11 protein-coding genes are annotated in these 13,547 nt (G+C 68.6%); 7 read left to right on the top strand and 4 right to left on the bottom strand.

Translation table 11 applies throughout. The annotated features are described in order from the left end of the window. Positions 1–1,413: a UDP-N-acetylmuramate:L-alanyl-gamma-D-glutamyl-meso-diaminopimelate ligase gene (mpl, locus tag AC2D80_RS10570; RefSeq protein WP_484632977.1), complete on the bottom strand. Its 1,413-nt coding sequence runs from the start codon at positions 1,411–1,413 to the stop codon at positions 1–3. Between the two features lie 64 nt (positions 1,414–1,477). On the opposite strand from mpl, the gene AC2D80_RS10565 reads away from it, so the two are divergent. The 7 genes from AC2D80_RS10565 (at position 1,478) to AC2D80_RS10535 (ending at position 7,782) form a co-directional block, all read left to right on the top strand. Then, the gene (locus tag AC2D80_RS10565) at positions 1,478–2,077 is read left to right on the top strand and encodes a hypothetical protein (protein WP_484632976.1); all 600 of its coding nucleotides are present in this window, start codon (positions 1,478–1,480) and stop codon (positions 2,075–2,077) included. After that, positions 2,074–2,601: a TlpA disulfide reductase family protein gene (locus AC2D80_RS10560; protein WP_484632975.1), complete on the top strand. Its 528-nt coding sequence runs from the start codon at positions 2,074–2,076 to the stop codon at positions 2,599–2,601. Before AC2D80_RS10565 ends, AC2D80_RS10560 begins: the two co-directional genes overlap by 4 nt. A 218-nt stretch (positions 2,602–2,819) precedes the next feature. Further along, the gene (gene accB / locus AC2D80_RS10555; protein WP_484632974.1) at positions 2,820–3,284 is read left to right on the top strand and encodes an acetyl-CoA carboxylase biotin carboxyl carrier protein; all 465 of its coding nucleotides are present in this window, start codon (positions 2,820–2,822) and stop codon (positions 3,282–3,284) included. 13 nt (positions 3,285–3,297) lie between these two features. After that, on the top strand, positions 3,298–4,647 hold the full coding sequence (accC, locus tag AC2D80_RS10550; RefSeq protein WP_484632973.1) for an acetyl-CoA carboxylase biotin carboxylase subunit: 1,350 nt from the start codon (positions 3,298–3,300) through the stop codon (positions 4,645–4,647). Between the two features lie 25 nt (positions 4,648–4,672). Beyond that, entirely contained in the window at positions 4,673–5,560 is an 888-nt protein-coding gene (gene prmA / locus AC2D80_RS10545) for a 50S ribosomal protein L11 methyltransferase (RefSeq protein WP_484633322.1), read from the top strand. A 60-nt stretch (positions 5,561–5,620) separates the two neighbouring features. Further along, positions 5,621–6,862 (top strand): zinc-ribbon and DUF3426 domain-containing protein, encoded by a 1,242-nt coding sequence (locus tag AC2D80_RS10540; protein ID WP_484632972.1) that lies wholly within the window; start codon positions 5,621–5,623, stop codon positions 6,860–6,862. A gap of 23 nt (positions 6,863–6,885) precedes the next feature. Then, complete coding sequence (locus AC2D80_RS10535; protein ID WP_484632971.1) at positions 6,886–7,782, top strand: carbohydrate kinase family protein; 897 nt, start codon at positions 6,886–6,888, stop codon at positions 7,780–7,782. A 187-nt stretch (positions 7,783–7,969) separates the two neighbouring features. Here the strand turns inward: AC2D80_RS10535 and AC2D80_RS10530 are convergent, their stop codons facing one another. From AC2D80_RS10530 to AC2D80_RS10520, 3 genes are all read right to left on the bottom strand, one after another. Further along, a complete protein-coding gene (locus tag AC2D80_RS10530; RefSeq protein WP_484632970.1) occupies positions 7,970–9,022 on the bottom strand; it encodes a hypothetical protein in 1,053 nt (350 codons plus the stop codon). Between the two features lie 190 nt (positions 9,023–9,212). After that, positions 9,213–10,403 (bottom strand): ribonucleotide-diphosphate reductase subunit beta, encoded by a 1,191-nt coding sequence (locus tag AC2D80_RS10525; protein ID WP_484632969.1) that lies wholly within the window; start codon positions 10,401–10,403, stop codon positions 9,213–9,215. Positions 10,404–10,519: 116 nt separating this feature from the next. After that, positions 10,520–13,366, bottom strand: coding sequence for a ribonucleoside-diphosphate reductase subunit alpha (locus AC2D80_RS10520; protein WP_484633321.1), 2,847 nt, complete (start codon positions 13,364–13,366; stop codon positions 10,520–10,522). Between the last annotated feature and the right edge of the window lie 181 nt (positions 13,367–13,547).

The raw sequence follows: 13,547 nt of genomic DNA, 5'->3' as shown, positions 1-13,547 counted from the left end.
TCAGCCAGCGGCGCGCAGGGCGTCCAGCAGCCGCTGGTGCACGCCGCCGAAACCGCCGTTGCTCATGCAGACCACGTGGTCCCCGTCGCGCGCGGCGGCGACCACCTGGCGCACCAGCGTGTCGATGTCGGCCGCCACCTGGGCCCGAGCGCCCATCGGCGCCAGCGCCTCGCCCGCGTCCCAGTCGAGACCGGCGGTGTGGCAGAACGCCAGATCGGCGCTGTCGAGCGCCCAGGGCAGTTGGCTTTTCATCGTGCCCAGCTTCATGGTGTTGCTGCGCGGCTCGAACACCGCCAGCAGGCGCCCGCGCGGGTGACCCAGCCGCCGCGCCAGGCCATCGAGCGTAGTGCGGATGGCGGTGGGGTGGTGCGCAAAGTCGTCATAGACCGTGATGTCGCCGCCAGGCCGAGCGGCGCGCCCACGTTCTTCCAGGCGGCGGCGCACGTTCTGGAAATCCGCCAGGGCGCGAGCCGCATCGGCCGGTGCCACGCCCACGTGCTCCGCCGCCGCGATGGCCGCCAGCGCATTGAGTTGGTTGTGCACGCCGTTGAGCGCCCACCGCACGCGCCCGGCGGGCTCGCCCGCCCAGCGCACGGCGAAGTCGTGCGGTTCGCCGTCCGCCGTGATGTCGCTCACCGCCGCGCCGAAGCTGCGCACCTCGCTCCAGCAGCCCATGTGTAACACCCGGTCGAGGCTTTCCTCCAGCCCGTTGACCACCACCCGGCCCGTCGACGGCACGGTGCGCACCAAGTGGTGAAACTGCCGCTCGATGGCGGCGAGGTTGTCGAAGATGTCGGCGTGGTCGAACTCGAGGTTGTTCAGGATGGCGGTGCGCGGCCGGTAGTGGACAAACTTGCTGCGTTTGTCGAAGAAGGCGGTGTCGTACTCGTCGGCCTCGATCACGAACGGCGCCCCGGCGCTTGCGCCTTGCGCATGGCCGCCCAGCCGGGCGGACACGCCGAAGTTCAGCGGCACACCGCCCACCAGAAAGCCCGGCTGCCGGCCGGTGGCCTCCAGGATCCAGGCGAGCATGGACGTGGTGGTGGTCTTGCCGTGTGTGCCGGCCACGGCCATCACATGGCGGCCCTGCAGCACGTGCTCTGACAACCACTGCGGCCCGCTGGTGTAGCGGGCCCCGGCGTCGAGGATGGCTTCCATCAGGGGAAACTTCGGGCGGCCGTCGGGGTGGCGCGCGCGGCTCACCACGTTGCCCACGACCCACACGTCAGGCGCCAGCGCCATCTGGTCGGCGCCGAAGCCTTCAATCAGGTCGATGCCCAGCGCGCGGAGCTGGTCGCTCATGGGCGGGTAAACGCCAGCGTCGCAGCCGGTCACGCGGTGGCCCGCCTCGCGGGCCAGGGCCGCGACACCGCCCATGAAGGTGCCGCAGATGCCCAGGATGTGGATGTGCATGGCCGCGATTCTAGGAGGAGCCCCCGCGGCGGCGCCGGCGGACGCGGCTGGGCACAATCCGGGCATGCACCGCGATGACACCGCCGCCGACATCGCCGCCGTGGCGGCGCGCATGATTGCCGAAGAAGGCATGGACTACGGCGCCGCCAAACGCCACGCAGCCCGCCAGCTCGGGCTGGGCGCACGCGCGGCCCTGCCCGACAACGAGACCATCGAGGCTGCCGTGCGGGAGCACATCGCCATCTTTTGCGCCGACACCCAGCCCACCGAGCTTCGCGCGTTGCGGGAACTGGCGCTCGTGTGGATGGATCGACTCCGCGACTTCCGTCCCCACCTGGCCGGCGCCGTCTGGCACGGCACCGCCACCCGCCACAACGACATCCACATGCACCTCTTCTGCGACGACCCCAAACAGGCCGAATGGGCCCTGATCGACCACCGCGTGGACTACCACCCGGGTCAGGCCCCGGGCGTGCGGGGGGAGGGCGTGGACGCGCTGACCGTGCGCGCGCGCTGCGAGGCGCTGGGGCAGTGGGTCCTGATCCACCTGCTGATCCAGGACGCCGACGACCTGCGCGGCGCGCTCAGGCCCGATGCCCAGGGCCGGTCACCGCGGGGCGACGCCGCCGCCTTGCGCGCCCGGCTGGCGGAGGTGGCGTCGTGAGCCGCTCGCGCCGTTTCTGGGTGGGGGCTGGCGTGGCCACGGTGGCCGCCGGCGCCGGTATCGGGCTGGGCGTGTGGCGCCACACGCCGGCGCCGGTGCTGTCGGGCGCCGAGGCGGCCTTCTGGGAAGGGGTGTACGACGGACCCCACGGTGAGGTCGTGCGCGTCGCCGATTTCCGCGGCCAGCCGGTGCTCGTCAATTTTTGGGCGACCTGGTGTCCACCCTGCGTGGAAGAACTGCCCATGCTCAACGCCTTCCAGCGCGATCAGGCGGCCCGGGGCTGGCGCCTGATCGGTCTGGCGGTGGACCAGCCCAGCGCCGTGCGGCAGTTCATGCGCAAGCTGCCGATCGAGTTCCCGGTCGGCATGGCGGGGCTGGCAGGCACCGAGCTCAGCCGCAGCCTGGGCAACGCCAACGGCGGTCTGCCCTTCACCGTGGTGTTCGGCCGCGACGGAGCCGTGCTGCAGCGCAAAATCGGCAAGGTGAGCGCCGACGACCTGAGCGCCTGGGCCGCCCTGGCCTGACCGCGGCCCCTGCGGCACAGCAGGCTGCAAATTCACGCATCTGCATCGATCTGCCCGGGAACGTGCTCCGACGTTCCGGGCCGACCGGGGGTGCTGGTGGCGCCGGGTCCTTCGTGTACACTTCGACACCCTTTCGCCGGCTCAGGTGCTGGCTCGAGTGCATTTGCGAGCAATTGGAAACATTTGGCCGCAGATGACAGAAATTCGTTGGAGAACACATGGATCTGCGCAAACTCAAGACACTGATCGATCTGGTGTCGGAGTCGAACGTGTCGGAACTCGAGATCACCGAAGCCGAAGGCAAGGTGCGCATCGTCAAGAGCGCGCCGGTGACCGCGGCCGCGGTGGTGGCGCCGGTGGTGCCGGCGGGCGTGGTGGCCGCGCCCGCGGCGCCGGCCGTCGAGGCGGCGGCACCCGCCGCGCCGGTCGCTGCACCGGCCGTGCCGGCCGGCCACACCGTCAAGTCGCCGATGGTGGGCACGTTCTACCGCGCTTCGAGCCCGGGCGCCAAGCCGTTCGTCGAGGTGGGCAGCGTGATCAAGGAAGGCGAGACGATCTGCATCGTCGAGGCCATGAAGATCCTCAACGAGATCGAAGCCGACAAATCGGGCACCGTGACCCAGATCCTCGTCCAGAACGGTCAGGCGGTCGAGTACGGCCAGCCGCTGTTTGTCATCGAGTGAGGCGCGACCGCCCATGTTCAAGAAGATCCTGATCGCTAACCGCGGCGAGATCGCCCTGCGCGTGCAGCGGGCCTGCCGCGAGTTGGGCATCAAGGCGGTGGTCGTCTATTCCGAGGCCGACCGCGACGCCAAGTACGTGAAGCTGGCCGATGAGGCTGTGTGCATCGGGCCGGCGCCGTCCGGCCAGAGCTACCTGAGCATGCCGGCCATCATTTCCGCGGCCGAAGTGACCGACGCCGAGGCGATCCACCCGGGCTATGGATTCCTGTCGGAAAACGCCGACTTCGCCGAGCGGGTGGAGAAGAGCGGCTTCACCTTCATCGGCCCCACCCCCGATGCCATCCGCCTCATGGGCGACAAGGTATCGGCCAAGCAGGCGATGATCCGCGCCGGCGTGCCGTGCGTGCCGGGCTCCGACGGCGCCCTCCCCGACGACCCCGTGGCGATCAAGCGCATCGCCAAGGCCGTCGGCTATCCCGTGATCATCAAGGCCGCCGGCGGTGGTGGCGGGCGCGGCATGCGCGTGGTGCACACCGAGGCCGCGCTGCTGCACGCGGTGCAGACCACCAAGGCCGAGGCGGGCGCCGCCTTCGGGAACCCGGAGGTCTACATGGAGAAATTCCTGCAGAACCCCCGGCACGTGGAAATCCAGGTCCTGGCCGACCAGCACCGCAATGCCGTCTACCTGGGCGAACGCGACTGCTCCATGCAGCGCCGCCACCAGAAGGTCATCGAGGAAGCGCCGGCGCCGGGCATTCCGCGCCGGCTGATCGAAAAGATCGGCGAGCGCTGCGCCGCCGCCTGCAAGAAGATCGGCTACCGCGGCGCGGGCACCTTCGAGTTCCTGTTCGAGAACGGCGAGTTCTATTTCATCGAGATGAACACCCGCGTGCAGGTGGAGCACCCGGTGACCGAGCTCATCACCGGCATCGACATCGTGCGCACGCAGATCGCGGTGGCGGCCGGCGAGAAGCTGCCCTTCACCCAGCGCCAGATCCAGTTCAAGGGTCACGCCATCGAGTGCCGCGTGAACGCCGAGGACCCGTACAAGTTCACCCCGTCGCCGGGCCGCATCACCATGTGGCATCCGCCCGGCGGCCCGGGTGTGCGCGTGGATTCCCACGCCTACACGAACTACTACGTGCCGCCGAACTACGACTCCATGATCGGCAAGATCATCGTGCACGGCGACACCCGCGAGCAGGCGCTCGCCCGCATGCGCACCGCGCTGGCCGAAACCGTGGTCGAAGGCATCCACACCAACATCCCGCTGCACCGCGAGCTGATGGTGGATGCCAGCTTCGTGGCCGGTGGCACCAACATCCACTACCTCGAAGAGTGGTTGTCGCAGCGCTCGCGCTGACCGGGTGCCCGCGATGAGCGACGCCCTGTTTGAACTGGTGCTCGTGGTGCCGGAGGCGGCCATCGAGCCGGTGAGCGATGCGCTCGACGCGCTCGACGCCCTCAGCACCTCGGTCGAAGACGCCGACGCCATGACCGAGGCCGAGCAGGCCCTGTTTGGCGAGCCCGGCATGCCCGCTCCGAAAGAGGGCTGGCAGCGCTCGCGCGTGGTGGCGCTCTTCCCCGATGAGGCAGCCGCCCGGGAAGCGGCCCGGCTGCTGCAGGCACAGGACTTTTTCACCGGCGGTTGCGCGGTCCAGGGCGTGCGCCCCGTGGCCGAGCAAGATTGGGTGCGGCTCACGCAGTCGCAGTTCGACCCGGTCGAGATCACGCCGAGCTTCTGGATCGTGCCCACCTGGCACGAGCCGCCGGCGTCGGCGCAGACCATCATCCGGCTCGACCCCGGCCTGGCGTTTGGCACCGGCACCCACCCGACCACGCGCATGTGTCTGCGCTGGATCGCGCGCCACGCGCCGGTGGGGCCGCGCGTGCTCGACTACGGCTGCGGCTCGGGCATCCTCGCCATCGGCGCCGGCAAGTTTGGCGCCGCCGATCTGGTGGCGGTGGACATCGACCCGGCGGCCGTGGAGGCGACCCGGCTCAATGCCGAGGCCAACCACGTGGCCCTGCGTGCGGGCCTGCCGGACGCGGCCAGCGGCGAGCACGATGTGGTGCTGGCCAACATCCTGGCCACCCCGCTGAAGGTGCTGGCGCCCCTCTTGTGCGCGCGCGTGCGCCCGGGCGGTTCGCTCGTGCTGGCGGGCATCCTCGCGCGGCAGGCCGAAGAGCTCACCGAGGCCTACGCACCGCACATCGCGCTGCGCGTGAGCGACGAAGAAGACGGCTGGATCCTCATGACTGGCCAGCGGGCGTGAGCGGCCTGCGGGTCGGGGCTGTTGCGTGGCCGATCCGCGGCGCGCTGCAATAATCGGCGCATGAGTCTCACCACCCGCTGCCCCGCGTGCGGAACCCGCTTCCGCGTGGTGGCGGACCTGCTCAAGATCTCCGACGGCTGGGTCCGTTGCGGCCACTGCAGCGCGGTGTTCGACGCCACGCTGGACCTCAGCGAGGCCACCGACCCGGCCCCTGCACCGCTCCCGCCTGCCGCGTCGACCGGGCCCGCCGGACACGTTCCGACCGCCGCACCGCCCGCCACACCGCCCGCCGGTGCCGAGGGCTCGACAGCGGCGGCCGCTGCAGCGGTACCGGGCGCTCCGCCAGAGGCGCCGCCGCCGGCTCACTCGGCGGCGAGCGAGCCACGGGCCGAGCGCCCGATGCCCCGCCGCGAAGCGCCGACTGCGACCGACGTCCCGTCCGACGCGGACGACGAGATACCGACCCTCGTGCCACCGGTCACCGACGCCGAACTGGAAGCCGCGTTTGGCATCGAGCCCACGCCACCGCGCGGCCGCGGGTCGGCGTCGGCGCCGCCGCCCGAGCCCGACTTCACCGCCGAGCTGCAGCGATTCGCCGCCGAGCGCGGCAGCGACCTGATGCCGCTGCCCGGCCGGCCTGCGCTCGATGCCGGCGATGGCCTTGAGGCCGTCGAGCGTGTCCGGCCCGCGCCGGACCCGTCTGGCGATGCTGCTGAGGGACAACCCGCGACCGACGCTGTGCGGGATGCGGCGGCCGATCCCGCGGCCGATCTGCCGGAGCCGGCCTTCATGCGCCAAGCCCGGCGGCAAGCCCGCTGGCGTTCGGTGCCCGCCCGGGTGGCCTTGTCCGGGGTGGCGCTGCTCGCCGCGGCGTCGCTGGCGGCGCAATGGATTCATCACGAGCGGGATTGGTTGGCCGCCGCGCGGCCGGACCTCAAGCCGTGGCTGGAGCGGGCCTGCGAGCCCCTGGGGTGTCGCATCGAGCCGCTGCGGCGGATCGACGCGGTCGTCATCGACAGCGCGTCGCTCGTGCAGCGACTCGGGCAGTTCCATTCATTCGATTTCGTGCTCAAGAACACCGCCGCCCTCCCGCTGGCCGCCCCGGCGCTGGAACTCACGCTCACCGACGCACGCGACCAGGTCGTCGCCCGTCGCGTGTTCCTGCCGCAGGACTGGCCCGACGCCCCCACCGAGTTGCCCGCCGGAGGCAGCGTGTCGGTGAGCCTGCGACTGGCGATCAACCTCGGCGACAACGCCTCCACCGCGACCGCGGGTTACCGCGCGCTCGTGTTCTATCCCTGACCCCCAACCGATCGCACATCACCATGGCCATCCTCGTCTGCGGCTCGCTCGCCTTCGACACCATCATGACTTTCGAGGGCCGTTTCGCGGACCAGATCCTGCCGGACCAGCTGCACATCCTCAACGTGTCCTTCCTCGTGCCGGGGTTGCGTCGCGAGTGGGGCGGCTGTGCCGGCAACATTGCCTACGGGCTGCGGCAGCTCGGCAGCGAGGTGGTGCCGCTGGCCACGCTGGGCAGCGACGGCGCGGAGTATCTGGAGCGCCTGCGTGGTCTGGGTGTCGACACCGCCCACATCGCCTCTGCACCGAGCCTGTACACCGCGCAGGCGATGATCATGACCGACCGCGACAACAACCAGATCACCGCCTTCCATCCGGGCGCCATGTCGCTGGCCCACGAGAATCCGGTGCCGGCCCGTGACGACCTCACGCTGGCCATCATCGCTCCCGACGGCCGCGACGCCATGCTCACCCATGCCCGCCAGTTGCACGAGGCCGGCGTCCCCTTCGTGTTTGATCCGGGGCAGGGGCTGCCCATGTTCAACGGCGAGGAACTGCGCCACTTCATCGGTCTGGCCCGCTGGGTGGCGGTCAACGACTACGAAGCCCGCATGCTCAGCGACCGCACGGGCTGGACGCTGGAGGAGATCGCCGCGCGTGTCGCCGGAGGCCTCGTCGTCACGCTGGGCGAGCACGGCGCTGACGTGTATGCGTCTGGTCAGCGCACGCCGGTGGCCGGCGAGCGCGCGGCCGCGGTGGTGGATCCCACGGGCTGCGGCGACGCTTTTCGCGCTGCACTGCTGCACGGGCTGTCCCGCGGGTGGGACCTGGTGCGTTGCGCGCAAGCGGGCAACCGCCTGGGCGCCGCCAAGATTGCGGTCAGCGGTCCGCAGAACTACACCGCACCGACCCTCAGCTGACACCGGCCCCTTGCCCACGCGTCCATAAAAAAACCCGACGCTTTCGCGCCGGGTTTTCATCAGACCGGTGATCCGACAGGATCAGGGCTTGCTGGACGTCGGGAACGGCCAGGCGGCCTGCGGGTTCAGCTTGGTCTGGGCGGCGGGAGCAGCCGCGGGAGCAGGGGCAGCCGGCTTCTTGGCCGGCTCAGCTTTTTTTGCGGGGGCTGCCTTCTTCGCGGGGGCGGCTTTCTTGGCCGGGGCAGCTTTCTTCGCCGGGGCGGCTTTCTTCGCCGGAGCGGCTTTCTTCGCCGGGGCGGCTTTCTTCGCCGGAGCGGCTTTCTTCGCCGGAGCGGCTTTCTTCGCCGGAGCGGCTTTCTTCGCCGGAGCGGCTTTCTTCGCCGGAGCGGCTTTCTTCGCCGGAGCGGCTTTCTTCGCCGGAGCGGCTTTCTTCGCCGGAGCGGCTTTCTTCGCCGGAGCGGCTTTCTTCGCCGGAGCGGCTTTCTTCGCCGGAGCGGCTTTCTTCGCCGGAGCGGCTTTCTTCGCCGGAGCGGCTTTCTTCGCCGGAGCGGCTTTCTTCGCCGGAGCGGCTTTCTTCGCCGGAGCGGCTTTCTTCGCCGGAGCGGCTTTCTTCGCCGGAGCGGCTTTCTTCGCCGGAGCGGCTTTCTTCGCCGGAGCGGCTTTCTTCGCCGGAGCGGCTTTCTTCGCCGGAGCGGCTTTCTTCGCCGGAGCGGCTTTCTTCGCCGGAGCGGCTTTCTTCGCCGGAGCGGCTTTCTTCGCCGGAGCGGCTTTCTTCGCCGGAGCGGCTTTCTTCGCCGGAGCGGCTTTCTTCGCCGGAGCGGCTTTCTTCGCCGGAGCGGCTTTCTTCGCCGGAGCGGCTTTCTTCGCCGGAGCGGCTTTCTTCGCCGGAGCGGCTTTCTTCGCCGGAGCGGCTTTCTTCGCCGGAGCGGCTTTCTTCGCCGGAGCGGCTTTCTTCGCCGGAGCGGCTTTCTTCGCCGGAGCGGCTTTCTTCGCCGGAGCGGCTTTCTTCGCCGGAGCGGCTTTCTTCGCCGGAGCGGCTTTCTTCGCCGGAGCGGCTTTCTTCGCCGGAGCGGCTTTCTTCGCCGGAGCGGCTTTCTTCGCCGGGGCGGCTTTCTTCGCCGGAGCGGCTTTCTTCGCCGGAGCGGCCTTCTTCGCCGGCGCGGCTTTCTTCGCCGGCGCGGCCTTCTTGGCCGGGGCTTTCTTCGCAGTTGCCATTGTTTTCTCCTTGATCAAGTTGCAAGAAGCACTTCAGCCGGGGTATCGCGTCCGGCGAAGTGATTCAACCGCCTGGGGTCGTGCGGATGCATCCACAAAGGACCCCACGGGGTTGAATCCGGTGACAGCCGCCCATCAGCCGCGCCATCGCGCCGGTTGCGGGTTGCTGGTGTGTCGATCGTCATGTCGGTGAAGGCAATGCGGGCCCGGGCCGGTCAGTCCCAGGACAGTGCGCCGCCGGTCTGGTACTCGATGACCCGCGTCTCAAAGAAGTTGCGCTCCTTCTTGAGATCGATCATCTCGCTCATCCAGGGGAAGGGGTTCTCTTCGTTGGGGAAGAGCGGCTCCAGGCCGATCTGCGTGGCGCGGCGGTTGGCGATGTAGCGCAGGTAACCCTTGAACATCGAGGCGTTGAGGCCCAGCACGCCGCGCGGCATCGTGTCTTCGGCGTAGCGGTACTCGAGCTCAACGGCCTTGAGGAACAGCTCCTTGATCTCGGCCTTGAATTGCGGCGTCCACAGCAGCGGGTTCTCCAGCTTGATCGCGTTGATCAGGTCGATGCCGAAATTGCAGTGCATCGATTCGTCGCGCAGGATGTACTGGTACTGCTCGGCGGCGCCCGTCATCTTGTTCTGCCGGCCCAGCGCCAGGATCTGCGTGAAGCCGACGTAGAAGAACAGGCCTTCCATCAGGCACGCAAAAACGATCAGGCTCTTGAGCAGCTTCTGGTCGTTCTCGGGCGTGCCGGTGTGGAAGTTCGGGTCCATGATCGCGTCGATGAACGGGATCAGGAACTCGTCCTTGTCGCGGATGGACTGGACTTCGTTGTAGGCGTTGAAGATCTCGCCTTCATCGAGGCCCAGCGACTCCACGATGTACTGGTAGGCGTGCGTGTGGATCGCTTCCTCGAAGGCCTGGCGCAGCAGGAACTGGCGGCATTCGGGGGCAGTGATGTGACGGTAGGTACCCAGCGTGATGTTGTTGGCTGCCAGCGAGTCGGCGGTGACGAAGAAGCCGAGGTTGCGCTTGACGATGCGGCGCTCGTCTTCGGTCAGGCCGTTCGGGTCTTTCCAGAGCGCGATGTCGCGGCTCATGTTCACTTCCTGCGGCATCCAGTGGTTGGCGCAGGTGGCGAGGTACTTCTCCCACGCCCACTTGTACTTGAACGGCACCAGCTGGTTGACGTCGGTCTGGCCGTTGATGATGCGTTTGTCCGCGACGTTGATGCGGCGGTGCTCGTCCGCGGCTGCCGGCGTCGGCGCCACGGAGGCCGCGGGTTGGGGAATCGTCGGGGTGACGGGGGCGCGCTCACCAACCGGTGAGGTCTGCAGGCCCGGGGTCGGCGTCGGCCGGGGGCTCAGCGAGGGCTTCGAGACGGGTGTGACGTTGTCTTCCCAGGTCAGCATGGTGGCTTGTCCAATTCGGTGGATTATCAAAGTGTCGGCATGAAATGCAAAGCCGCGCGCGCGCGGGGCGGGGCGTTGTGTTGCGGTGTCGCATCGCCCCGGACCTCAGCGCGCGTTCACTGGCAGGCTTCGCACCCCGGATCGTCGATGGCGCAGAACTTCACATCGGTGGCGGGTTCGGCCGCTGCGGATGCGGCGGGCGCACTAGGCGCCACGGCCACGGCGTTGAGCTGGCCGGTGCGGCCGGTCGACTTTTCGACCTGTGTGGCCGAGGTGGTGCGGAGGTAGTAGGTCGTCTTCAGACCGCGCAGCCAGGCGAGCTTGTAGGTCTCGTCGAGCTTTTTGCCGGAAGCGCCGGCCATGTAGATGTTCAGGCTCTGCGCCTGATCGATCCACTTCTGGCGACGCGCCGCCGCCTCGACCAGCCACACCGGCTCGACCTCAAAGGCCGTGGCGTACAGGGCCTTGATGTCCTGGGGCACGCGGTCGATCGGACGCAGCGAACCATCGAAGTGCTTGAGGTCCATGACCATCACGTCGTCCCACAGACCCAGGCGCTTGAGGTCCTTCACCAGGTAGCTGTTGATGACGGTGAACTCGCCGGAGAGGTTGGACTTCACCGAGAGGTTGCCGAAGCAGGGCTCGATGGAGGCGTCCACGCCGATGATGTTGGAGATGGTGGCGGTCGGCGCGATGGCGACGCAGTTGGAGTTGCGCATGCCGTCGCGGGCGATCTTGGCACGCAGCGCGTCCCAGTCGAGGCTGCGCGAGCGGTCCACGTCCACATAGCCGCCGCGTTCCTGCGCCAGCAGGTCGAGCGTGTCGGGCGGCAGGATGCCCTTGTCCCACAGCGAGCCCTTGAAGCTGCTGTAGCGGCCGCGTTCCTTGGCGAGTTCGGTGGACGCCCAGTAGGCGTAGTAGCAGACGGCTTCCATGGAGCGGTCGGCAAAGTCGACGGCGGATTCCGACGCGTAGGGCACGCGCAGTTCGTACAGTGCGTCCTGGAAGCCCATGATGCCCAGCCCGACCGGACGGTGGCGCAGGTTCGAGTCGCGCGCCTTCTTCACCGCGTAGTAGTTGATGTCGATCACGTTGTCGAGCATGCGCATCGCGGTGGTGATCGTCTTCTGCAGCTTGGCGTGGTCGAGTTCTTTGCCGTTGGCGCCGTCCTTGAGGTGGCGGTGCAAGTTGACCGAGCCGAGGTTGCAGACCGCGGTTTCGGCGTCGCTGGTGTTGAGGGTGATCTCGGTGCAGAGGTTGGACGAGTGCACCACGCCGGCGTGCTGCTGGGGCGAGCGCACGTTGCAGGCATCCTTGAAGGTGATCCAGGGATGGCCGGTCTCGAACAGCATCGACAGCATCTTGCGCCACAGGTCGGTGGCCGGCACCTTGCGGTAGGGCTTGATCTCGCCGCGCGCGGCCTTTTCTTCGTAGGCCACGTACGCGCGCTCGAAGTCGGCGCCGAACTTGTCGTGCAGGTCGGGCACGTTGGACGGGGAGAACAGGCTCCACTCGCCTTTTTCCAGCACGCGGCGCATGAACAGGTCGGGAATCCAGTTCGCCGTGTTCATGTCGTGGGTGCGGCGGCGGTCATCGCCCGTGTTCTTGCGCAGTTCGAGGAATTCCTCGATGTCCAGGTGCCAGGTTTCCAGGTAGGTGCAGACCGCGCCTTTGCGTTTGCCGCCCTGGTTGACGGCCACCGCGGTGTCGTTGACCACCTTCAGGAACGGAACCACGCCCTGCGACTCGCCGTTGGTGCCCTTGATGTGCGAGCCCAGGGCGCGCACGCGCGTCCAGTCGTTGCCCAGACCGCCGGCGAACTTCGACAGCAGCGCGTTTTCCTTGATGGATTCGTAGATCCCGTCCAGGTCGTCCGGCACCGTGGTCAGGTAGCAGCTGGAGAGTTGCGAGCGCAACGTGCCGCTGTTGAACAGCGTGGGCGTGGACGACATGAAGTCGAACGAGGAGAGCACCTCGTAGAACTCGATCGCGCGCGCTTCGCGGTCGATTTCACCCAGCGCCAGGCCCATGGCCACACGCATGAAGAAGGCCTGCGGCAGCTCGATGCGGGTCTTGCGCACGTGCAGGAAATAGCGGTCGTACAGGGTCTGCAGGCCGAGGTAGTCGAACTGCAGGTCGCGCTCCGGCTTGAGGGCGGCGCCCAGGCGGGCCAGGTCGAATTGCAGCAGGTCCGGGTTCAGCAGCTCGGCTTCCACGCCCTTCTTGATGAAGCCGGGGAAGTAGTCGGCGTAGCGCTGGCCCATCTCGGCTTGCGGGACCTCGTCGCCCAGGATCTCCTTGACGATCGTGTGCAGCAGCAGGCGGGCGGTGGCGTATGTGTAGTCCGGGTCCTTCTCGATCAGCGTGCGCGCGGCCAGGATGGCGGCCTTGTACACCTCGTCGATCGGCACGCCGTCGTACAGGTTGCGCTTGGTCTCGGCCACGATCGGCTCGGGCTTGACGTCGGCACCCAGGCCGGCGCAGGCCTCGGTGATCAGTCGGGTGAGGGCCGACACGTCCAGCGCCACGCGCTGGCCGCCGTCCATCACGTGCAGCACCGGCTCGGCCGGCTGGGCGGTGGTGGCGGCCTGCGCGGCGCGTTCGGCGGCGCGACGCTCGCGGTACAGCACGTAGGCGCGGGCGACTTCGTGGTGGCTGCCGCGCATCAGGCCGAGTTCGACCTGGTCCTGCACGTCTTCGATGTGGAAGGTGCCACCGCCCGGGCGCGAGCGCATGAGCGCGCGGACCACGGCCTGGGTGAGTTCCTCCACGGTCTCGCGCACGCTGGCGGAGGCCGCGCCCTGCGTGCCATGCACCGCCAGGAAGGCCTTCATCAGAGCCACGGCGATCTTGCTGGGCTCGAACGGCACCACGGCGCCGTTGCGGCGGATGATCTGGTAGTGCGCCAGCGCGCTGGCGCTCACGGCGGGCGCGCTGGCGCCTCCGAGGCTGGGCGAGGGCATCGCGGCGGCGTGGGAAGGCGAAGGGGTGATGGACGCGGTCAGCATGGTTCCTCTGTGTGTTGTTTGTTGTGGCCTGGAGGGGCGACGGTCGGGCTGCGGGCTGGGCATGGGGCCCGGGCCAACCGGTCGCGTGCAATCTCAGGCGCACACTATATCTGGTGTGCCAGGGGGGAACAAGGCA

Source organism: Hydrogenophaga sp. T66, assembly GCF_057219855.1.
This window is presented reverse-complemented; position numbering and strand designations above follow the sequence as displayed.